Annotated in this window: 20 protein-coding genes; all 20 read right to left on the bottom strand. The window is 51.6% G+C overall.

Annotated elements, in window-relative coordinates:
- Position 1 precedes the first annotated feature (1 nt).
- Positions 2 to 3,397 carry a hypothetical protein gene (locus NYE74_RS09530; protein WP_124333196.1) on the bottom strand — a complete coding sequence of 1,132 codons (3,396 nt, stop codon included), beginning with the start codon at positions 3,395 to 3,397 and terminating at the stop codon, positions 2 to 4.
- A gap of 15 nt (positions 3,398 to 3,412) precedes the next feature.
- Positions 3,413 to 4,165 (bottom strand): DUF4280 domain-containing protein, encoded by a 753-nt coding sequence (locus tag NYE74_RS09525; RefSeq protein ID WP_124333197.1) that lies wholly within the window; start codon positions 4,163 to 4,165, stop codon positions 3,413 to 3,415.
- Positions 4,158 to 4,679 (bottom strand): imm11 family protein, encoded by a 522-nt coding sequence (locus NYE74_RS09520; protein WP_124333198.1) that lies wholly within the window; start codon positions 4,677 to 4,679, stop codon positions 4,158 to 4,160. Before NYE74_RS09520 ends, NYE74_RS09525 begins: the two co-directional genes overlap by 8 nt.
- On the bottom strand, positions 4,666 to 5,829 hold the full coding sequence (locus NYE74_RS09515) for a pentapeptide repeat-containing protein (protein WP_124333199.1): 1,164 nt from the start codon (positions 5,827 to 5,829) through the stop codon (positions 4,666 to 4,668). The genes NYE74_RS09520 and NYE74_RS09515 overlap by 14 nt, the downstream gene beginning before the upstream one ends.
- A gap of 19 nt (positions 5,830 to 5,848) precedes the next feature.
- Positions 5,849 to 7,375 (bottom strand): hypothetical protein, encoded by a 1,527-nt coding sequence (locus NYE74_RS09510; RefSeq protein WP_124333200.1) that lies wholly within the window; start codon positions 7,373 to 7,375, stop codon positions 5,849 to 5,851.
- 42 nt (positions 7,376 to 7,417) lie between these two features.
- Entirely contained in the window at positions 7,418 to 8,191 is a 774-nt protein-coding gene (locus tag NYE74_RS09505; RefSeq protein WP_316560586.1) for a DNA and RNA helicase, read from the bottom strand.
- Between the two features lie 23 nt (positions 8,192 to 8,214).
- Entirely contained in the window at positions 8,215 to 8,790 is a 576-nt protein-coding gene (locus NYE74_RS09500) for an RDD family protein (protein ID WP_341004759.1), read from the bottom strand.
- 34 nt (positions 8,791 to 8,824) lie between these two features.
- Complete coding sequence (locus NYE74_RS09495) at positions 8,825 to 9,364, bottom strand: RDD family protein (RefSeq protein WP_341004758.1); 540 nt, start codon at positions 9,362 to 9,364, stop codon at positions 8,825 to 8,827.
- A 41-nt stretch (positions 9,365 to 9,405) separates the two neighbouring features.
- The gene (locus NYE74_RS09490) at positions 9,406 to 9,930 is read right to left on the bottom strand and encodes an RDD family protein (protein WP_341004757.1); all 525 of its coding nucleotides are present in this window, start codon (positions 9,928 to 9,930) and stop codon (positions 9,406 to 9,408) included.
- A gap of 96 nt (positions 9,931 to 10,026) precedes the next feature.
- Positions 10,027 to 10,530: an RDD family protein gene (locus tag NYE74_RS09485; protein ID WP_326044360.1), complete on the bottom strand. Its 504-nt coding sequence runs from the start codon at positions 10,528 to 10,530 to the stop codon at positions 10,027 to 10,029.
- A 2-nt stretch (positions 10,531 to 10,532) separates the two neighbouring features.
- Positions 10,533 to 11,084, bottom strand: a complete 552-nt coding sequence (locus NYE74_RS09480; protein ID WP_341004756.1) for a hypothetical protein — start codon at positions 11,082 to 11,084, stop codon at positions 10,533 to 10,535.
- A 14-nt stretch (positions 11,085 to 11,098) separates the two neighbouring features.
- A complete protein-coding gene (locus NYE74_RS09475; protein ID WP_341004755.1) occupies positions 11,099 to 13,789 on the bottom strand; it encodes a molecular chaperone in 2,691 nt (896 codons plus the stop codon).
- A gap of 351 nt (positions 13,790 to 14,140) precedes the next feature.
- Positions 14,141 to 14,842, bottom strand: a complete 702-nt coding sequence (locus NYE74_RS09470; protein WP_036619865.1) for a hypothetical protein — start codon at positions 14,840 to 14,842, stop codon at positions 14,141 to 14,143.
- A complete protein-coding gene (locus tag NYE74_RS09465) occupies positions 14,833 to 16,119 on the bottom strand; it encodes a hypothetical protein (protein WP_036619863.1) in 1,287 nt (428 codons plus the stop codon). Before NYE74_RS09465 ends, NYE74_RS09470 begins: the two co-directional genes overlap by 10 nt.
- Positions 16,116 to 18,272, bottom strand: coding sequence for a PP2C family protein-serine/threonine phosphatase (locus tag NYE74_RS09460; RefSeq protein ID WP_063836299.1), 2,157 nt, complete (start codon positions 18,270 to 18,272; stop codon positions 16,116 to 16,118). Before NYE74_RS09460 ends, NYE74_RS09465 begins: the two co-directional genes overlap by 4 nt.
- A 42-nt stretch (positions 18,273 to 18,314) precedes the next feature.
- On the bottom strand, positions 18,315 to 19,157 hold the full coding sequence (locus NYE74_RS09455) for a PP2C family protein-serine/threonine phosphatase (protein WP_341004754.1): 843 nt from the start codon (positions 19,155 to 19,157) through the stop codon (positions 18,315 to 18,317).
- An 11-nt stretch (positions 19,158 to 19,168) separates the two neighbouring features.
- On the bottom strand, positions 19,169 to 19,693 hold the full coding sequence (locus NYE74_RS09450; protein ID WP_036619858.1) for an FHA domain-containing protein: 525 nt from the start codon (positions 19,691 to 19,693) through the stop codon (positions 19,169 to 19,171).
- Between the two features lie 45 nt (positions 19,694 to 19,738).
- Positions 19,739 to 20,278: an FHA domain-containing protein gene (locus NYE74_RS09445; protein ID WP_036619855.1), complete on the bottom strand. Its 540-nt coding sequence runs from the start codon at positions 20,276 to 20,278 to the stop codon at positions 19,739 to 19,741.
- A 38-nt stretch (positions 20,279 to 20,316) separates the two neighbouring features.
- Positions 20,317 to 20,769: a DnaJ domain-containing protein gene (locus NYE74_RS09440; RefSeq protein ID WP_036619852.1), complete on the bottom strand. Its 453-nt coding sequence runs from the start codon at positions 20,767 to 20,769 to the stop codon at positions 20,317 to 20,319.
- A 339-nt stretch (positions 20,770 to 21,108) separates the two neighbouring features.
- On the bottom strand, positions 21,109 to 21,543 hold the full coding sequence (locus NYE74_RS09435) for a hypothetical protein (RefSeq protein ID WP_036619850.1): 435 nt from the start codon (positions 21,541 to 21,543) through the stop codon (positions 21,109 to 21,111).
- Positions 21,544 to 21,750 lie beyond the last annotated feature (207 nt).

Raw genomic sequence — 21,750 nt, 5'->3', positions numbered from 1 at the left:
ATTACCAACCTCCTGTATGGTGTATTATACCAATATCCTCTAATGCCTTAACGTTTATTGGCGTGTTAAGTTGTCCTGCCCCACCTTTAGTGATCACTTCTCCATTTATGTTCCATGGCGCAGCTTCACCGATAACACCATAGGTTGAATCAATTCCTCTTTCATTACATAAATCAATCAGTTCAGGTTTTGATTGGAATGATTTATATTGAGAATACCAATTAGCAATGGTATTTTCGGTGATATGTGGTTTGGCAGTTCCATTACTCTTGTTTAACTGATCAATTATAGAATTTATTTTGTTAACAGATTTTTTAGGGTTACTAATACTAAAATCTTTTATAGCATCAATTGCATCTTTATAGTAAGTTTTATCGAAATGATAATTATTCCTTGCATATTCATTTTCAATATAACAAATGGACCGTTCATTCTGTGTAGCGTGTTGGCCATGTTCTACTATACCTAAGTTGTTACCATAAGGGCTTCCAATCCTATCTAAATTCCTTGGGATTAGTATCTCCCCAGTTTCTTTATTATACACACCAATAGCAGTATCTTTTCTTAACCCTGGAAAACTTGGCCAATCAATATCTGGCCATTCCCCCCAATTAGAAAAATCTACGTTTTTAAGCACTCTCACTTCATTTGAAACGTTAAAATTTATTCGTTGTTCTGGCGTTAACTTATCGAAGTTTGCTTTCATAATTTCTATCTTATCAGCATTTGATAAAGTTTCATCACACCAAACATTTTCTCTCAAATACTTATTGAAATTATCTTGGGCCTCTTTCCCTATACCTTCAAACGAATCTTTAACATATTTCTCCAATTTAGGTTCTAAAGCACTCTTCGCACCACTAGTCCCAATCCTACGCTTTTTTAAATTCTCAAAAAACTCCTTCAAATTCTTATTCAAATTCTGTTTAAGATTCGGCCAAGCCTCTTTAAAAGATATTCCCTCCAGCAACTTAATCCGATTCGCATCCGTTGCTGAATCCAGCAGCTTGGTCACGCCATGCTTGGCTAGAATGGATAGATTTAATGCGGTTAGTAACAGGCCGAGATTATCAAGATCGGATTGATTTAGTCCGAAAATTTCAGGTTCGGTATTAGCATACCCTTTCCCCAGATCATCCAGTTTCTCCAAGCTAACGTACATTTGTCCTGCGGACCATACTACGTCTCCAACCATAAGAGACCATAGAATAACGGAATTTCCTGCGGATGGGGCGGAAGCCACAATAGCAATAATCCCCGTTGCCACAAAAAAAACTCCCATGAGCACGGATCCATATTGGCCTGAAATGACGATTCGCTCAAAATTGAATCGTGAATAATATAACATTTCGGGGACATTCTTGCTAAAGTATTTACTAAGCTCATCCTTTCCTTCTGCATCATTTGCAAAAAGTCCGGATTTTTGCATTTCCTCAAAAACCTGTGTGTACTCGCTATATGCTTTTGCACGATCCTCCTCGGTTTTGGCATTCTGCATTCCATAGGAAGCGCTCATGAGCTTATTGGTCTGATTATACCTTGTAACATAGTTATTTTTAATTACAGTTAGTTCTTCTTCACTTTTTTCTTCTGATTTCGCCGCACTTTCCTGCTTTCCTCGACTTAGGTACTTCGCTTGCAGTTCATTCTGATCTTTTTTTCCTAACCGAGCTTTCGCGTTTTTGATGGCAGCCGGGTCTTCATTCACTCTCGCTCTTAATTCAGCCTTAATTTCTTCCCCGCTTACTTCAACTGGGTCTAAATATTTAAACTCTTTCTCCTTCTTCTTTTTCTTCTCATTCCACTTTTCTTGTTGTATTTCTCTAACTAGATTTTTATCCTGCTTAAATAACTCCTCTACATACAACTCCTTCAATTCATCTTCTGCCAGCATATCCACAAACGGGATATCGACTTTGTTAAAATCGATTTTCTTACTGCGTATTCCCACGAAGCTATTCGTAATGAGTATATATTGATCCATTTGTACTTGCATCGCAATCAAATTCTTCGCTGTTAACTTTATGGATCTTGGGAGCAAGGCTGCCGCATTGCTCTGATTCGTATTCTCCTCGGGTTTCTTCTCCTTTTGACCGTTCAGTTTCAGTTCTTTCACATTGATCAGTAAATCCTCACTAGCCTCAACCTGAATATTTCCGCCTTCCAGGTTGATTTTCACTGTATCCTTCTTGAAGAGTACGCCATTTTCGCCCAGCTCCATCTTGGTGTTTCCCGGAATGTGAAACACTTTGGTCGTTGGTTTCTGGAACACCGTCCGTGATATCATTTCTTCACTGGCCCCGCGTGCCGAGTTGACGGCAATCGCCTGCTTCTCAATGCCGCTGGGAAAATAAACTTTTACCTTTGCCCCCTCATCAGGTAAGCTATGAAAGATGTTGTTCCCTTCCGCAGAATACGGAAACCACCAATTTCCTGCTTCATCATGCAGCGCATCGATATCCAGATGGACCTTTACCATGTTATTCGCCCGGCTGACGACTTTTCCTTCCAAAGCTACGCCCTGAATCGCCTGATTCAGCTTGGACTTTCGCCGCACCGCTTTTCTCTGCACCAATATGTATTCATATTGAATACTTCCTTGGTCATATGTGATCATCGATCCATAGATCACCCAAATCTGCCGCTTAAAGCCGACGTTCTCTCCCACTTGATAATGGTACTTAGACTTCACCTGGTATTGAATACAATCGGCCTCTAGCAAACGGAGGGATTCATTACCGGCCGCTTGCGCTTGATAACTCAAATAACTTCCCATATCCTGCATCATGGTATAACTATAGGCCTTCATATCCTTACCCCACGATAAATCAGGAACACCAAAATAAATTCTGGGCGCATCCATGACCAGATCCGGAAGAATAACTGTCCCAACTCGGGAGGCCAACCGCTTCATGAACTGCCAATTCGTCTCCTGATACTGGACGATCAATTCACCAATGGTAGCACCAGGCTCCGTAGCTTCATTTTGCGCATCCCCTTTGGGATGTCCTTGCACCAACTGCTTAATGACATGGGTGTAAGTAGCACCCTTATTTTGAAAAGAACGGCTTTCAGGAAGAATATCAAGCTCATAGGAACGAGATATTCCTTCCACGACAACATAATAAATCCCGTCCTCAACGAGCATTTCCAATTGATAAATTCCCCCGGCAAACCAATACTCTTTACCGGCTTCACCTACCTTCTGAATTAGAATCGTATCTTGTAAACTCCCTTGAAATAAACACGCATGTGCTTGCTCTTCCGTCATTCGAACGGTAAAATGACAACGTGCATGATCATTGAATTGATGTACGACCTTTAACCGCTGAATGCCTTGATGATCATAGGGCCATAGTAGTTGGAAGCCGTCGCCTTGATACCAATCTCCTCCCATTTTTGTTCACCATCCCTATTCCTGCTTTAAATTGTGCTCTACAAATTCAAAGGGCGGCATGTCCATCCCGTTCGTCAGAAAACCAATATCCCCCCCGTAAGCACAGGTCAAACAGGATTTACTCGTTAGCGCAGGCACCCCGTTAATAAACAACGTCTCACTCCCATTTTGCCAGCGTGGTCCTCCAAAGTATTCCATAATCGCATTTTTCGCTGCCTCCGCTCCTTCGCCCCCCATTAACGATTGGGCCAGTGCACTACCTTTCAGAGGATTTGCGGAGCTGGAAAAAAACTTAGGGACACATGGGTATATCTTCTTACTCTTATCGGGATTTGCAGCCGATGGCGGCTGATCCGGATCAAAATCAAAGGCGAATTCTCGGTGCATGTCTTTCGGTTTAAGAGTCGTTTCATATACTTTGGACGGGTGCTGATCAGCCCTGCAAAAGCCAAATGAGTGAATATTCCCGTCGATCACGGTCCCTGGTTCCTCAAAACCGTCAACACCGAGATAACCTGCTTCATGAGCTAGACTAGTGGATACTTTACAATCACTCACGGTCATAATCGGATTCTTATTCACAAATACACCATTAACTTTCGGCTGATTTAACACATCCTCATGAGTTCCCATCGTACAATACATAAAAGCTCCGCGCGTAATGTAAGTTTCTCTTTGCCGCCAATCGGTCTTCAATTCATTCACTGAAGATTGTTTCAACATTGTCCCGTATATCCCCGTATTCGCCATGCCATTTCCTTCACTCATGTTCTACACCCGCTTCCGTTAAAATTCGTTGTATCTTTAATCCATATAAACTAGTTCGAAGCAATGCTTCGGCTACATCCAGACGCACAACCAGGGATGGCCGTATAAGGCTTTTAATTTTGAAGATCGGCTGATTCTCTACCGGTTCCTCACGGATCACCAGCTTCTTCACAAATCCTTTTTCAATCGTGGCATGGGTTGAAGAAATACAATCGATTTCAGGAATATCCAACAAGTAATAGGTATCCTGGGAGGAAATATTCGGATTTATGACATGAACGGTCTTGGATTTCATATTTGGAGCAAACCCGGAAAATATTCGCTGAATCTCATCGGAGACAAGAAATACGGGATGCTCGATAATACAGCTATATCCTTGTTTTCTTTCTGGCTTCACAAATACCGTCTGAGAATCCTCTGCATGCTCGAATCCCTGAACCACCTGTTCCGGAAATGTGATACTGCTGCCAATCGCTTCAAGGCGTTGATCGTGCTCCAAACTAAAATATTCCACAGCCATGCTCCTCCTCTTCTACCCACCGAATGCTCTGGCGTTGTGATTCATTTAAGGAGACTAAGTTCATATCACGCTTAAACATACAGCTTCCCGTCATATCCGCCCCGGAAAAATTCGCCCCATTTAAAATCGCGCCTCTAAAATCTCCGGCTACCTGCGCGTTACGAAAGCTGGCATGGGTAAGGTTGGCCTGCTGGAACAACATTCCCCGTACCCCGAATACAACCGCATGCTGCTCGTTCATAAGATCACGGCTCGCAAGAATATGATCAAACCTTGCATTTTCCAGACTACAATTTCGAAAATCCGCATCGATTAATACACTGTGCTGAAAATCGGCATGATCGCATGAACATCGCTCAAATTTCGTCCCCAGCAAATAGCTGTTCCGCATATTACTGCTGGTGAAATCAACATCCTCAAATCGCGCATAATTTAAATTAATCCCTTGATAATTTCCCAGAGATAGATTTACTCCTGCGATATGCTCATGAACATATTGATGCTCCAGCAAATTTTCCAGCCATCTTTTGCAAGAGATGGATGACCGCATCATATTGTTCAGCCGATACACCGATTCCGAAACATTGGGATCACGATACTCGCCTACACGAATATCAAACTGCTTTCCTTTCACCACATTTTGAAAAGAAACGAGCTGCACCGCTTGATCCATCGCATAACGTACGGCATGCACCATATATAGGTGAAATGGATTCACTTGCTCGTTCATCCAAGCTTCCAGTCCGCAAATTTCGACTTTTCCGGCATATTTACGGCGCTGCTCCTCACTATGGTGCTGCCACTCAGCCATGTACTTGAAGATCCATCCTGCCTGATAACGATATGGGGTGATTTGCACACCATCCACAGTTTGCTCATCATAAGCTTCCAGCATATAGACCGGCTCTCCGTCAAGAAAGCTCGTCCTTAATAGCGAGATGCGGATGCCAAGACATTCAAGCATCTTCTCCTCCTGCTGTTGAAGACTGACCTCGTGGCACAACTGATCAAAAACAGGCAAGAACGATTGCATAATTGCATCTCTATGCTCCAGATAATAGCGATGCAGCTCCAAAATGTACTGTATCCGGTAAGGCAGCGCATCTTGTCCAAGAAAACGAGCCCATGCCTCTTGCTGGTTCATAGGAAACCGCCTCTTTCACTTATTTATCCATCAGCATTTCAACGCCCTTAATAAGCACTTGCCCCTCGTCGATTTTTAAACTTCCTAAACCTTCTTCGGTACTCATCTCAATCTGGTTGGCTACCATAGTAATAATTTCTCCCGACATTTCAATTCGCCCATTTGTTTTGAGGGTAAGTAAACTATTACAATCAAGTAAAACCGTTCCTGCGTTTGTGAGCGTAATGGACGCTCCCCCGCCACTAGAAATCACGATTCGATCCGGCTTAAAAGTGATCTTCTGTCCTGTCGAAGTCATTAAATATTTCGTGTTAGGGTCAACCTGTAAATCTTCCTTGGTCTCCTGGTCATAATGAATGATGGGTTGAAGCTTCTCTTGCTTAACTACGGTTGTATGAATGGTTCTTGTCTGTCCTTGGGATGAAGATGAATTCGAACCAGCCTCTTGCGGCAGCCTTTTCCGTACAGAACTAATAGCGATGCCATCCCCTTCCTTGGCACTTGGGAAATTAATTCGTATATCATCGCCTACTTCCGGCATAGCATACCAACCTGTCTGATCTTCGGAAGCATACATCGTTGAGTAAGGAAATAAATGAGCTTTTCCTAAATTCCACTCATGGTCATAATCCAGTTTTACCTTGACTTGATCCCGCACTACTGCGGCCACTTTGCCCTGAATGGAAGCCCCGACGATTTTGGTGTTAAATTGAACCTTCTGATACCCTGCTTTCCTCTGACAAAGTACATAGGTATGGGTCAACACACCGCGATTCATTTCCGTTTTCACTTCAAACACATGGAGTTTTTGATTTTTAAAGGTTACTTGATCCCCGAGCTCCAGCACTTGGTCCATGACGACCTCATAACAAATAAAATCTTGGTCGCTTAGCCCTGTCTGTTTGGGGTCTCCTAGACTTTGAAACGTCTTCAAATCTTTATACACACGATAATGAGTAGCCTTAATCTCTCCGTAATCCTGATAATCCGGTATACCTAAATAAACACCAATACTGTCCCTTGAAGCCAGCGTGATCAGGGGAGCATGATAATGGGAGGCCATCCTTTTCATAAACTGCCAGTCCGTCTCCTGATACTGCAACGTAAAATTGCCTAACTGTTTCGGCTCGGAGAATGTATTATTAATGATGGCATGATAAGGCGCGGAGACGTCCTTTAGTACCTTTTCAATGGTCATCGTTTTATCTTGAAAAGCGCGGTTCACTAGCCCAATGTCCATATCATAGGAGTGGGATATCGCTTCAGCTTCCAGCCAGTAGATTCCTTTTTCTACCTTTACATTGAGTTTTAATATTTTGCCGTGAAATAGGGTTTTGTCGTTGCCATTTTCGTCAACATGCTTTAGTTCAACAACCGTTTGTTCGCTGGCCATCATGATGTACTGGTCTTCTTTTTCTTCGGGAATAATGCCTGTGAAGGTTAATCTACCGTGGTCATTCACCCTTTTGATTAGCATTACTTCGTGAATCCTCATTTCAAAAGGGGCAATTTTCAGTGTGTTGTATGTGACTGAGGTTAAAGCCATAAATCTCCACTCCCTTTCATGTAAGTTATTTGTTGTGCCCCCCTAATCCACAATCACCCTTCCCCCGCCGCCCGGGCTCATGCCCATCCGGTGGCCGCCGCCGCGGGCGCTGTCCAGGATGCGGGCCAGGTATTTGTGGATGTCCGCGTTGCCGTAATCCTTGTACGCGATGCCGAGGCGGCCCGCGATGTAGTGCAGGATCACGCCGCGGTGGAGGGTGCCTTCGTTTAAGCACATCATGGCAAACGCAAGGTCCTGCGGTTCGGCGCTTCCCCGGCGCAGCAGTTCGTCGCCGAACAAGCGCATCACGACCGGAGAGACGGTACTTTGCCCGTAAGCGGCGATGGGAACATGCAGCAGGTTGACGGTGTTATATTCCGTGGCGAGGTCCCGGAAGTTCTGGTAATCCTGGCGCAGCCGGGCGCCTTCCTTGAGTTTGAACCGGCACAACTCCAGCTCCGCCGGCCCCGCTTCCACCCGCTCGTCCAGCACAATTTCGCTCCGGTACACACTCCAGTCGCTGTCTTCCTTCCCCTCCAGGAAGCGAACCTTGACGGCGGTCTCCCGACCGGTGGTCTGATACGCCAGCACGGCCGGTTCGCTCAGCGAGTATAAACGCCCTTTGTGCTTTACGATGCCGGGATGAATCGTCAGCGTGTCCGGGCCAACCTTGACCTCCGCCCCCGTCACGACGCCGTCCGCATAATCCTGGTAGTAAATATCCGCGAATTCGCGCGGAAAGTCCCGCAGATTCTCCAGCATCGCCGTCTTCAAAATGCGTCCCTTCTCAAACTTCGGCGCGATGTGGGTAAACAAAGGCATCCTCCTCCTTTCGGTTTCTATCGGTTACGAGCTTGTCTTACTTCTTCAAAAGCTTCCAACAATGCGGCGGCATTCGCGTGGGTGTGCGCTGCTACATTTCCCTGCCCGGTTAGCCCCTGACCGTATTCAAGCGCCTTCTTGTTGACGACATAGGTCCTGGCGATCTTGTCGTGCAGTGCTTGCTTCTTTTCCGTAAATCCGGCCATCATGTAACCGACCGTCACCGTCAAAATCGACAAGAACTGCGCCCAAAATCTCCCGCTGGCCCGCCAGAACGAAACTCTCCCGTTTTGCCCGTCTACCACGGCAATGCCCAAAGCCATCTTCCCAAGCGTCCCCTGCAGTTTGGAAGACTCCATAATCGCGTAGTACAGCCATTTAATAACGGAAAACCACAGAAAAGAGAGTCCCAAGCTAAGGAGCACATTAACCGGATTTACATCAGACGGAGAAATCTCGCTGTCGGAAGCCGGCCACCAGCCAAAAATGCTTCGGATGGCCATGCCCAACAGTCTAACCCCCAAAACGAGAAAATACGAAATGATAAAATCCAAAAGATAAGCAGCAAACCTCTTCCAAAATCCCGCGTACATCCGTTTATTCCCCTCGTCCATCAAGTTTGATCCCTTACGCGCCGCCGAATGCTCCGGGACTTTCGCCCCCTGGAAACTGAGGGTTTTGAGCATTATAGTTCTCCGCCATCTCCAGCATCCTCTTATCGACCACATAGGTCTTGGCAATCTTGTCATGCAGCGCCTGTTTCTTTTTCGTAAAGCCGGCCATGACATAACCGATATAAATCGTCAAAAGCGAAACCATTCTGCTCCAAAACCTGCCGCTCGCCCGCCAAAACGAAACCCGTTCATACCGCTCGTTCACCACAATGATGCCCAGCGCCATTTTGCCTACAGTACCTTGCAATTTGGAAGATTCCATAATCGCATAGTAGAGCCATACCGCTAACGGGGCGATCAGTAATCCGATGATATGACCGGACGCATTATAAATTTGATAGACTCCCGGCCAGTTCTCCAACACATAGTAACCGAGTACCCCGAAAATCATAGATAACAGCAAAGAAATAAGCATCATTACCCAGGCAATAAAATACACAATGATCGAATCCAGCAGATTCGCAAAAAATCTTTTCCAAAAACCCGCGTACATCCGTCCCTCTCTTTCGAAACAATAATCCAACTGCCGCGACCTCAATCGGGCCAATTAAAACCTGTCGAACGGTCCGCCTGAATTGCTTGATGCAGCCGAGAAAATTCCGTATCCGCATCGCCTTGCATTTCCCGTGCCCTGAGCAAGGCCTTATCGACGACATACGTGCCCGCAATTCGGTCATGCAGCGCTTGTTTCTTTTCCATGAAGATCGCCATCAAATAACCAATTCCCCAAGTGAGAGCTGAAAGAAGCTTCCCCCAAAACCGAGCATTCGCCTGGCCGTAGGATAACCTTCGATGATTCCGATCAACTACCACGACGCCGACGAGTCTTTTTCCCAAAGTCGCCTGATATTTGGAGGATTCCAGAATCGTATAGTAGAGCCATTGGCAGACGAATGTAATCAACATCGGTATCCCCAAGGTCGGCGTATCCGCAGATTCGGAGAAAAACTCGCGCGGGGAAATCCAAATAAAACTGATGAGCAACGCGCCTATGCTGACAATCAGCCGATCGACGGCCCAGGCGCCGTACCTTCTCCATAACACGTCATACATGTACATAAACTTCCCCCACTTCGTACATTCCAGGTTAATTACGCACCTTATACACTGCCGATGGTCCCCGGAATATTAGTCCCTAAAGATTGGCTCCGTGCGTTATAACCGCTCTTCGTCAACTGAAGCGCTTTTATTGACCACATAGGTTTGCGCGATTTTGTCGTGAAGCGCCTGCTTCTTCTCCGTAAATCCGGCCATGATGAACCCGATGTACAATGAAAGAACCGACAAAAATTTGCCCCAAAATCTTCCGCTGGCTCTCAGGAAAGACATCCTCTCATAACGCCTATTCACCACGACGATTCCGAGCGCCATTTTTCCAAAAGTCCCTTGCCATTTAGATGATTCCATAATTGCGTAGTAGAGCCATGCGCCAAAAGCAGTAAGCAGCAGCCGGGTGATCCATCCGATCCATTCATAGAATTCAAAAAAATAAAACCACTGTTTTATACCCAATGAGATAAAACTCATGAGGAAACGGAGGAAAAGCTTATCAATCAGCGAAAAAATAAGTGTTATTACCAAGACAATAATGTTCACGACAAACAAATCCAAAATATAAGCGCAGAATCTTTTCCAAAAACCGGCGTATATCTGTCCCATTCTTAGGCTTCCTCGCCCCATTTCCTCAAATCTTCCCGCCGCACGTCCAACGCCTTTATCGCATCCGTACAAGCGGCCTCACCGATCTTCCCGCTAATGAGCGCGACGAACTCCGCCGCCCCGCGGATTCCCGCCGGAATGCGAACCGCGCCGGCCGCGCCTTGCAGCACCAATTGCCCGCTGTTGAAACGGCTATAGCTCACGCTCCTGAGTTCCTCGTAACGAACCGTCCGGCTGCCGCCCAGCGAACGCACCTTCACGGAATTTTCGCCGGCTTCGGCCCGGAAGACCAGATGGTTTAGGACATGGAACAGCAGCAAGACCGCAGCGAAACCGATCAGCCAAGCAATCGGCATGAACTCCTTCATCTCCGGGCTTTCATCCAGCAGTAAAAACGCAAGACCCGCCGATGTCACCAATAAACCGATAACGCACCATACGAACACAAACTTCGATTTTTTTAAAATCATGTCGCCGAAGATATCTCGCACCGCCGGACGAAACGTTTCTCCCAATAAATTACGAACCACTAAACGAACAAAAAATCCCCTCATGTCTGACCCTCTCCTTATTTCATCCCATCAAAAAAATCCAGCTCCGATTTGTCCGTCTCAAACGGGAACAGCGCTTTGCGGCCCAGGAACAGGCCTTCATCCCGGCGGGCGACCGGCAGCACGTGGAACCCCCAGTGATTGTCGTCGGCGAACACGAAAAACTTCGTCTCCCCGTTCACGATCGAGTCGGTGTCGTCCTGCGGAATCCGCTCTCCGTATTGCGCGCGAATGTCCTCGTACAGCACCGGCTTGTAATCCTGCGACCGGTTGTTGTAGCTGTACTGCTGCCGCAGCGTCCCGTCGCTGCCGCGCAGGAACAAGTCCAGCTGGACGACGTCCGACGGACGCGAGATCGCCCCCGGCGCGCTGTCGCTGCGGCGCAGGCTGCTGATCAACTCCACCTCGCGGCGGTTATGAGTGAACGCGCTCACCGTATACGGGATCACCGCCGAGCGGGTCGTGATGCTCGCTTCGATCTCCCCGGCTTTGCGCGCGTTCAAATAACGGATGGCCCCGCGCAGGCAGGCCAGCTTCAGCTCGGGCACCCGCCCCTCCGCAGGCTTCTGGCGGAACTCGATGCTGCGCCCCGGCACAAACTCCTTGAGCGCCTCGCGGAACACGTCGATCCGGCACGACTGCCCGGTCAGCTTAATGATCGAATACTCCCCAAGCGCGCCCGCCCGGTAAAAATCCTCAAGAAACCGCCGCACAACCTCGTAAATGTCCGCCTTAATGAGCTGCGTAATCTCCTGGATGTTGAACACCACGTCGGGAATTTCATATTCGTCCTTCAAATCGCCGCTCCGGAACACGGACAAGAACCAGCGTTCCACCCGGGTCATCTCCAGCACGCCATCTCCCTGCGGCAGCGCCGTCCGGCCGCCGTAACGCAGCCCATGTCCATCCGAAGCGGACACACCATGCTCCGCCTGGAAGCGGTTCATCAGCACGCCCGTTTTGCGGAAAAACTGCTCCTTCATTTCCTCGGCAATATCCCACAGAAAATAAAAATTGCTCCGCACCCGCATGTACTCCTCGCGGGAGCGGTTCTCGTACATCGCAAATGCCGTCGGAATCACGGCCTCCGCCTCCTTGTACCTGCGCTCCAGCTCGGCGTAAACCGCGTCGACGCCCCGCTCGTCCACCTCCCGGAACAAATCGTTGCCCGGAAAAGCGATCAGCGTGTCGATATCCGTCATGCCTTTTTTGCCCGTGTAGTAGTCCGCGAAGACGATTTTCAAAAATTGCATAATCCGGTATGTAATGTTGTTGCCGCCAAAATGGGTGTCCCCGTTCTCATAGGTCGCCTCGATGGCGATCCGGTACGACATATGCCCGTCTTCGACCCGGAAGGCGCACGAGGACAAATCCGTCGTCCCGCCGCCGCAATCGATCACAAGCGCCTTGTATTCGGCCCCTTCATCAAAGATGTTGCGCTCGATTCCGTCGGCGATCGTGTTGTACAGCACGGCCATCCCTTCGTCCAGCGCATTTTTCCGTTCAATCCGGTAATCCGGCAAAAGCTCCGCGAACATATCGAGGTACGGCGTCTTCATCTTCACCGGCGCGGTGAAATGCAAATGCTTGAATTTGCATTTGAACTGATGCTCGGCCATACGGATCACGTATTTCAGATAGGCGCTCAATAGATCGCTCCGGGTCACGAACGCGGTATTGCCTTCGCCGTCCATCACTTCAACCGTTTTCCCGTAATCGTTCACCCAGCGTTTCAGCCCCTGGAACACGGAGGCCCGGCTGCCGAAGCTGCTGCGCCGGCCGCTTTGCAGCGCTTCATGGCCAAAAACATATTTGACCCGGTCGGGATCGGAGCAATCCGCCACGCCGACCGCTGTCGGCAAGGCCTCCGTCCGCTCGGGGCTGTCCGGATCGGGGAATTTAACAAAGTTGATTTCACCAAGCCGGATTTGCCCGTTCAGCGGGTCGGGCCCCGACGGGAATTGGGTATATCCGGGGTAAAGGTAGGCTCCCGCCGTCGTATTGCAGGTTCCAAAGTCGATCGCCAGCACGGCGTCCGTTACCTGCAGCTCGCAAATTTCCAGATCTGCCAGCGGGATTTTGTAATAGTGGATATGGGTTGGGGGAAGTTCCCGCTCCTGGTAATAGGTCTTATACACATAATCCGAATCCTGCCGGCGCAGAAACAGCAGGCTGTACTGCCGGTTAGCCGTACGCCGCCACTCGCCGTCGTGATGCGCGGCCAAATAATAGCCGCCCGGCTTTTCCTCGTCCCGCCGCAGATGAAAAATCCCGCACAGCTCCAGCCGGTCGTTGACGAGCAGCACGTTGGACTCCGCATATCCCGCCGGCGCTTTCACTTCGTAGCCGTCCGCCCGCTCCACGGCGATCCCGGGATACAAAACGATGCGGGCCGGAACGCGAATGCCGCCGTCTCCCTGCAGCGGAGCCTGCATATACTTGCGCATCGCCGTCTGTACCCGCTCGATTCCGCCCTCGCAGCGCGGTCCGATCAACAAATGCTCCTCCGCGCCCAAATATTTCAAAATGATGCGGATCGTCTCTTCCCGGTCCAGCCGCTGGCTTAACCCTTCCACAAGCCGTTCCCGGTAACAGATGTTCCGGAGCTGGAACGTGGTCATTTCGGTCAGCTCCTCCCGCGTGTAACGGGCTTGTCCGCGTCCGCGCTCCCGGCCGGCGGAATCGGTATACAATTTAAATCCCCTCATGCGCTTTTTCCCTCCTCTATCGTGACGACGACGCCGTTGATCCGCAACATTTTCGCGTCTTCCGCAGCGGCTTTTCCTCCATTCCCCAGACCATCCTCTTTGGCCTACAAAAATAGCGGAATTTAATGTTCTTATTTTCCGCAGCCAGGCTTGTTCATCCCCAATAGGGAAATTTTTTGTCCTTATTTTCCTATGAATAGTCTAGATCGCCAGGCATTTCCTTGCGGTTCGAATAAATAGCGGCATAAATTTCCTCTATTTCTCTCAAAATGGGGGATAGCGGCGGAATAGCGGTATTTTTTTCCTCTTTTCCTCTATTTTCTCGCTAGAGTCTCGCGGGCAGCCTGAAAATCAATACAGCGCAATCCGGTCCAGAACCATCGTCTCCTCCGCGTCGATAATGCCGACATGGCAGTCCCAGTACACCTCGGTACGATAGCGCACCGGAAGGAACAGCTCCATCAGCGTCTCCAGCTTTAAGCGGCCTTGCTCGGTCCGCTTCTGGCCGATGTAGAACAGCATTTCGTCCTTCTCCTCGCTGTTCACGTAGATCGTGGAGCGGCGGAACACGCGGCCGACCGCGCTTTTCAGCAGATGCAGCGGCTCGCCGGTATCGTACATCCGCAGGATCGCGCCGGCGATAAACTCTTGTTCGTCGCGGTCAAACAGGCTCATGCGTTCTTTTACCCGCTCCCCGAACGCCCCGGACTTCAGATCGCGCAGCACGAACCGGATGTAATACTCCCGCTTGTTCATACCCTGCATCAAATCGAGCTCGGCCAAAAAATGGATCAAAATATCAAACAGCACGCTCCGGAACTCGGGGTCCTCCGTCAGATTGATATCCAGCAGTTCGCCGAATAAAGCCGGGAACCGGTAATGGGGATTCACCTCGACCTCCAGACCGTGCTGCCCCGCGCCCGCGTTCAGTTCGTGCAGGCTCAATTCCATATACGGCGAATACACTTTGGCCGGCAGGAACTTAATTTGCCGTTTTTCGATCCCGGCTTCTCCGGCCCGCACGAGCAGATCCCAAATGTAATTCAAGCCCATTCTCCTTCACAGCGGTATTCCGGGAACAAAAGCTGGACTTCCGAGACGAGAAAGCTCATCACATCCTCGGCCATAAACGCAAGCCGGCTTGTGAAGCCGCGGTCGCCAAACTTCAGGCACATCCGCCATTTCCCGTTGTCCACCCGCACTTCATCCGTAATAAACCGGTTCAGCTCATACGTGATCGCCCGGCTCACGCCCGGCGGACGAATTTCCACATCCGTCAGTTCCAGCGATTCCGCCGCGGCAAAAGAATGCACCAGCCGCAAAATCTCGCCCCGGGAGCGAACGATCTGCCCCTGCCGGCGGCGGTAGCTGCCGATGAAATCCTCCTTCTGCCGGTTGGAAAGCAGCGCGTATCCCGGTCTGCTGACCACCGATTCAAAAGGCTCGACCAGCATAAGCACCCGCCACATATCCGACTTCTCCAGCGGCGAGACGACGGTCAGTTCCTCCGGCGTACGCTTGACGTAGCGGATGCTGTCATCGTCGACGTCCACAAGATAACCGTGCTGCACGCCCGTTTTCCGCAAAGGCAGCACATGCTCAAAGTTAACCCGGTCCGCCGCCGGCACGGGGAACCCGCCCGTCTTCAGCTCAAGGCGTTGGATGTTCCACAAGGGTATCATATCCGCCCGTTTGTACGGCTCATATTCCTCCAAATGAACGGTAAGCTCCAGCGCCTCTTCTTCCTCGCCGAGTTCTCCGTCCACCTCGGTCAGCACCGCGTCCACAAACTTGTGGGCATACGGATGATTGACCGTTTTCCAGGGCAGCCCGTTGCTGAGGAACACGTGATACAGCTTCTCGATCTCCCGGATGTACGCCATATTCCGCTCCAGCTTGAACTCCACGGCATAGCGGCCTTGGGACGTGGCCAGTTCCCCTTTGAACCGGCGGCCGCTGAGCAGCAGCTGCTGAATTTCCGCGTACTTGCATTCCAGAAAAAGCGTGCAGATCCGCACCTCTTCCCCGCCGCGCAAGCCGGATACCACCGTGCGCAGATCGATTTTGCCCGCTTCCGTGTCCTCCGGAATCATCGGGAACAAATATTCATGCAGCGGGTCCCATTCCTCTCTGGAGCACGCGGAGACAAAGACGTCGTATTTTCCGTCGTATTCTCCGACTTCCTCGAACACCCGGCGCTCCAGCTTCCGGTTCAGCTCTTCCTGGTATTCCACGAGATTCAGGAACACGCCGCTCATCAAATTGCGCAGCAGCCGGCGCTGCTGCAAATCCTCCATTTTGCTTAAACGGTCCATGATAATATCCTTCATGAAGCGTTCCCTCCTTTGGAAGAAGACGGGCCTGCCGGGGAAGTCCCACTTGCCGCCCCGCCATTTGCTGAACCCGCTTCCGCATCGGCATCGGTATTGGACTTGGCATCCGCACTTTCATTTGCCTTACTATCCGCACCGTTACCGGCCTTGGCTCCCGTATCCGGCTTGTTACCGCCATCTCCGGCGTTTTCACTGGTCTTCCCGGCTCCGGCATTTCCGCCAGCCGAGCCGTTTCCATCGTTTCCACCGTTCGTGCCGTTGCCGCCATTCCCGCCGGTTGTGTCATTCCCGCCTTTGCCGCTGGTTCCGCCTTCCCCGCTGTTGCCGCCAGCCTTGCTGCCGCCGTTTCCGCCAGCTTTGCCGTTACCGCTTGTTGTGCCGGCTGTGCCGGTCCCCCCGGCCGTGGTTTCGCCGCCGCCCGAGGAAATCCCGGACGGCTCCTTAGCGGACGAACCCGCCGCCGCGCCTGACGCCTGCTGGCTTCCCCCGGCTTGACCGCCGCCTGCTGAATCCGCCGCAGCTTGCTGCTGCTGATTCAGATTGCCCGCGGCGCTGCCGCCTGCCCCGGCAGTCGCCCCGGCACTCTCACCGGCTGAGCCTGCCGCCGGAACGGCGGGATTCAGCTTCTCGTCGGCTTGAGAGATTTTGCGCTCCATCGCCAGCACCCGCTCCAGCTTGTCGATTTCCTGATAAATTTCCTGCGCCAGCTTGTAAGACTCGATCGCCGCGGCGTAATCCATGGCAGCGAGGCTGCGGTCGCCTTTTTTCTCCAAATTGTCCGCCTTCAGCGTTCTCGTTTCCTTGTAAATGTTGTCGATCTTGGCCTGCGTCTGCTCGATCTTCTCCTCCACTTTCTTTTGCCCGCTCTCGTATTCCGCTTCAATCGCCGCTTTTTTCGCTTTTTGGAAAACCGCGAGCGCTCCGTTGTAATCCTGTTCCTGAAACAGCTTATCGCCTTCTTTGATCACCCCGGACAAGGCTTCAATCGCCCCGGCGCGTTCAATCCTCGCTTTGATATCCTCCGCCTTAAACGGCTTGTATTTGTCCGCTTGCTTCAGCGCGTCGTTGTAGCTGTCCACCGCCATATCGTAGCTGCCGTCCTGCACATAGCCGTCGCCGTCGCTCAGGAACTGCGCCACCTGCTGCTTGCCCCGCAACAGCTGAAAATGCAGCTTGTCCTTCAGCTTGCTGGCGGCGTTCTTCGCCTCGCTGTAGGACTTCAGCGCTTTGGCGTAGTCGCCGGCGGAAGCGTACCGGTCCCCGTCCTCCTCGCTCTCGACCATCAAGACGGCCGTCTGGGCCAGCTTTTCCGCCTGCTTCGCCTTGACGTACCAGACGCCGCCGCCGGCGATCGCCAGCGTCAGCAGCAGCATGGCGCCGCGCAAAATCCACTTTTTGATGTTTTTAGGTTTTTCCGTAAACGTCTTGTTCACATACACGGCAGCCGCCGTATAATTATTGACCGACTTTTGCTGCTTGCTGAGCACGACCTCCTCCAGCGTATCGGTCAAGCTCTCCGGATCGCTCGCTTCCGCGAGCGCGTCCAGCATTTCCGGCAGGTCCACCTGCTCCCAGACGCCCTGGGTCGCCAGCAGCAGCACATCGCCGTCCGACAGCGGCATTTTGTCCGAAACATACGGCTCGAAGCGGTCGGGCCTGCCCATGTAATTGAGCAGATTTCCGCGCTCTTCGTGATTGTGGTTGCGGTCCTCGGCCAGCCTTCCCTGATCCAGCATCAGCTGCGTCAGGCTCTGATCCTTGGAGCGCAAATTCACCCGGCCGCCGCGGAATTGATACAGCCGCGCGTTCCCGCAGGTCGCCCACACCATCCGCGTATAATCCGTGACGACGACCAGCACGCTTGCCTTCAGCCGGACCCGGCGGCTTTCGAATTTCAGCCATTCGTGCGCCGCCTCCAGATCCTGGCGGATTTTGCGGCGGGACATCGAAGGCTTTTCCATAAAGCTCTCCAGAATCACCTCTACCGCCATCTGCGCGCTGCGCACTTCCTTGTCCAGGTCGAGACCGTCGGCAACAACGTAGCAGGCCATGTCGTCGAGCTCCACGAAAGCGAAATAATCCCGGTTGTCGAAATGCGAACCCGCTTCGGAGACGAATGCTGTCTTGAAATCGCTGTTCTCCTTCCTCATGCGTTCCCCCGTTCCCCCCGTGCACACACGCGAGGGTGATGATTAATGCTCCAGAATGAGGACCGTCGCATTATCCTGATGCTTGTAGCTTTTCCGCTCCACGCAAGCGATCATTTCCTCCGCCGTTTCCTGCGGCGGCATCCTTTGCATCAGGATTTCTTCCATCTCCACTTCCGTCAGCGCGTCATAGACGCCGTCGCTGCACAGGATAACGATGTCCCCCGGCTCCAGCGGGATCGGCTCGCCGACCTCCATGCTCATAAAGCCACCGTAGCCCAAATAATTGGTCAGTTGATTTTTCATCGGATTGCCGCTGACCTCTTCCCGGCCGATCTCCCCCGCCAAATATCTGGCTTCGAGCACGCTCTCAAACGTATCCTTGGAATTCACCGGCAGAAACTCTCCGTCCCGGAACAGCAAAATCAGACTGTCCCCGACCGCGCCCCAATGCAGCCTGTGATCCGAAATCACGGCGGCGACGAGCGTCGTGCCTCCAATCGCTCCGCCAAGCTGCTCCATAATGGCCCGGTTGCTGACAATCGACGCCTTGTGAAAAAATTCCGGGATATCCCCGGCATCATCCAGCTTCAGAAACTCCCGCGAAAACATCGTGACCGCCAGCGTGCCCACCTTGGTCACGGCGCTGGCGAAGTAGTCGTCCTGCTCCGTACGCCGGCCGATCGTCTGCGCATTGCCGAGCGAAATTTCCCGGTCCGGCTGCTGCTCCGAGCTCGCGAGCTCCGGCGAAGGCGCCGCCTTCCGGGACGGGCCCGCGGTTACGGCCGCGCGCAGCCTTTGGCGTACAACGATCAAAATAGCGACCACGACGAACACCGCCGCATAGACGGCAAGCACATCGCTCGTGAACCATTTTTCCATCCCCATCATCCCGGCTCCTAACCGTTGTCCCACTCGAAATGCGGACCGCATAACGGGACGAACACAAATTTGCTGCGCCCGAGCTGGATCAAATCATAGGCGTTTAACTCCACGGGGGAATATACCGCCTCATTGTTGTGATAGGCGAGTCCCGAGGCGTCGCCCGGCAGCAGGTAAAAATTGCGCTTCTTCGGATCATAGACGATGACCGCGTGATTGCGTCTGGACACGGCGTTGTCGCCGATGATCCGGATATGCATCTCTTCGGCGCGGCCGATAAAGTTTTTCTCCGCCATGATCCGGTAGTCTTGGCCCATTTGCGGACCTTCGACGCACACCAGCCAGCCGGTTACCGGCTGGATCCCGGTCGTTTCCCCCAGGTAAGGCATCGTTTTCTCGTCCATGTCCGCGGCGGCCGCAGGGCTCTGCGCGCTTTTGGGCGCGCGGGCGGGCTGCTCCACGGTCGTATTGCAGTAGGGGCATGTGTTGCCGTGCTTTCTCGAACTAAACATATGCCCGTTCATACATCTCGTCAGGCTCATTTTTCGATTCATTCCTCCGTATGTAAATGTAAGTGGGAGTACCGCTTATTTAATCAACAGCCTGGTGTTCGCGATAAAAATCATGTCTCCCGCACCGACCCGTACCGGCTCTTCGGCAATGAGCCGATTCGCGTCGCTGCGCCCCGCCTTGCGAATTCCCGTACCGCTGTACGATTCCGCGTCCTCGATAAACCATTCGTTTCCAACACGGTTCAGCACGGCGTGCTCCGGACTGACCAGCGAGGCGTACTCGCAATCCGTCAAATCGATGTCCACTTCGCCCTGATCCGTTTTTTTGCCGATCAATACGGACGTTTCCCCTTTGATCAGCCATTCCTTGACCCGTTCTCCGTCGTCATCGAGCAGCACGATTTTGCTCACTTCCTGCGGCTTCCTGCCCGGACGCAGCTTCGGGTCGCCCCCCGTCCAGATAATTGCCGAGATGATCACGGCGGAAACCGCAACCGTGCCCATTTGCGCCACATAATAAACCGGCCGCAGCAGCACATAGATCACCAACCCGACCAGTATGGCATAAATCATTAGTTCAACGTATCCGATCCAAGCGGATTTCTCCGTCTTCACAGGCAGCTACCCCCGTCAGATGAATTTAGGCTCATTTGCTATTTCTTGCGATAGCCGAAAAAACTATTGAACAAGGCGGAAGTATCCAGCGGATTTTTCCCTTCGGCGTTCTTCCCTTGTTCCGAGTCCTTTTGTCCTTTGCGCGGCATGGCAAAAAACTGCTCAAACTGCTCCCTCATCCGCGCGGGATCGAAAGCTTCCGCTGCCGCCGCCCCGCCGCCGGTCCGCCGCTGCGCTTCGGGCCCCGGCTTTCCGCTTTTCCCCGGCGCGCCGAAGTTCCCGCGCTGCAAGCGCTCATCGTAAGCGGCCCGGCGCTCTGCATCGCTTAACGTTTCATAAGCTTCGACGATGTCTTTAAACCGTTGTTCCGCCTGAGGGTCTCCCCGGTTCGCATCCGGATGATGGCGCTTGGCCAGCTTGCGGTAAGCGGCCTTGATCTCGGAGGCTTCCGCATTCCGGGAAACGCCCAGCCGTTCGTAATAGTCCGCCAAATGCTTCCCTACTTTCGTCCAAAATTTCGTGAAATCGTTCTAACGGATGCCATCGGCACTATTTCGGCAAAATCAAGCTAAATCAAAATGTAACGGTTGCCGGAGCGCTTAATTGGTTCAGTTTCGGCTGTTTCGAGCATTTATCATCATAATAAGCACGCTCGCAACCGTCAGAAATGGAATCTCCGCCTTTTCGGCCAAATAAGCTCGCCTACAACCGTTAGCGCTGCGTAGTCGATCGTTCTCAAGCTATCGCCGCAAGGTACAGTAAATCTCAAGAGGCCTGGGGCCTCTTGAGATTTACGAAATGCGGGCGCCCCGCGCCCGGGCGAAGCAAGCTTAGATGTCGTTGACCGGATAGCCGCCATTGAGCTTGGCCAGTTCGGTCTTGTCTTTTTTCTGCTTCACATAAAGCTCGAATTGCCCTACGCCTTCGGTGTCGCCAAACGCTTCCTTGTAGTCAACCACAAATGCGTTCGGGAACACGATCTCCCGCACCACCTGGTTGGCGGCGATAACTTCCAGCGTCAGCTTGCGGTAGCAGTCCGCTTTTTCCGCGGGAACCAGCGACCACAGGGCCAGCTTCAGCGTATCGTCGGCTTTGTCGCCGTCGGTCGCCGTGATGATTTTGCCGATGATTCTCAGCGTGGAGCCTACGTCCGTGGATCTGGCGTTGGAGTCGTCCGGCGTATCGGTGTCGTAGTACACCTTCTGGATGTTGTCCAGCCCGAGCTCGATTGTTTCGGCTCCTTCAACTTTCAGTCTGAATCCCATAAAATACATCCTCCTTAGAGTAAAAATATGATGGCCCCAGGGCGTTACGCTATTGTTTGAGCTAATGATATTGCAGAAAAAGGCAGCCGGGTGAAATGTTCTTACGATCACAAAGGCGAACTCAAGCTGATGCTTCCGAAGCAGATTTCTTGCAGAAAGCTTTCAGCTTCTTCAGAATCGTTTCCCCCTCTTGCTTACCCTTGCCCT

It is taken from the genome of Paenibacillus sp. FSL P4-0127, assembly GCF_038007325.1.
In the GTDB taxonomy this organism is placed as follows: domain Bacteria; phylum Bacillota; class Bacilli; order Paenibacillales; family Paenibacillaceae; genus Fontibacillus; species Fontibacillus macerans.
The sequence above is the reverse complement of the archived record's forward strand: the minus strand, read 5'-3'. Positions and strand labels throughout refer to the sequence as shown.

Excerpts from the sequence above, each read along its gene's own strand:
- NYE74_RS09485 (WP_326044360.1), bottom strand. The coding sequence starts at position 10,530 with ATGGGACAGATATACGCCGGTTTTTGGAAAAGATTCTGCGCTTATATT.
- NYE74_RS09510 (WP_124333200.1), bottom strand. The coding sequence starts at position 7,375 with ATGGCTTTAACCTCAGTCACATACAACACACTGAAAATTGCCCCTTTT.
- NYE74_RS09455 (WP_341004754.1), bottom strand. The coding sequence starts at position 19,157 with ATGGGGATGGAAAAATGGTTCACGAGCGATGTGCTTGCCGTCTATGCG.
- NYE74_RS09475 (WP_341004755.1), bottom strand. The coding sequence starts at position 13,789 with ATGAGGGGATTTAAATTGTATACCGATTCCGCCGGCCGGGAGCGCGGA.
- NYE74_RS09500 (WP_341004759.1), bottom strand. The coding sequence starts at position 8,790 with ATGTACGCGGGATTTTGGAAGAGGTTTGCTGCTTATCTTTTGGATTTT.
- NYE74_RS09435 (WP_036619850.1), bottom strand. The coding sequence starts at position 21,543 with ATGGGATTCAGACTGAAAGTTGAAGGAGCCGAAACAATCGAGCTCGGG.
- NYE74_RS09450 (WP_036619858.1), bottom strand. The coding sequence starts at position 19,693 with ATGAGCCTGACGAGATGTATGAACGGGCATATGTTTAGTTCGAGAAAG.
- NYE74_RS09465 (WP_036619863.1), bottom strand. The coding sequence starts at position 16,119 with ATGAAGGATATTATCATGGACCGTTTAAGCAAAATGGAGGATTTGCAG.
- NYE74_RS09525 (WP_124333197.1), bottom strand. The coding sequence starts at position 4,165 with ATGAGTGAAGGAAATGGCATGGCGAATACGGGGATATACGGGACAATG.
- NYE74_RS09460 (WP_063836299.1), bottom strand. The coding sequence starts at position 18,272 with ATGAGGAAGGAGAACAGCGATTTCAAGACAGCATTCGTCTCCGAAGCG.
- NYE74_RS09490 (WP_341004757.1), bottom strand. The coding sequence starts at position 9,930 with ATGTACATGTATGACGTGTTATGGAGAAGGTACGGCGCCTGGGCCGTC.
- NYE74_RS09495 (WP_341004758.1), bottom strand. The coding sequence starts at position 9,364 with ATGTACGCGGGTTTTTGGAAAAGATTTTTTGCGAATCTGCTGGATTCG.
- NYE74_RS09530 (WP_124333196.1), bottom strand. The coding sequence starts at position 3,397 with ATGGGAGGAGATTGGTATCAAGGCGACGGCTTCCAACTACTATGGCCC.
- NYE74_RS09470 (WP_036619865.1), bottom strand. The coding sequence starts at position 14,842 with ATGGGCTTGAATTACATTTGGGATCTGCTCGTGCGGGCCGGAGAAGCC.
- NYE74_RS09480 (WP_341004756.1), bottom strand. The coding sequence starts at position 11,084 with ATGAGGGGATTTTTTGTTCGTTTAGTGGTTCGTAATTTATTGGGAGAA.
- NYE74_RS09515 (WP_124333199.1), bottom strand. The coding sequence starts at position 5,829 with ATGAACCAGCAAGAGGCATGGGCTCGTTTTCTTGGACAAGATGCGCTG.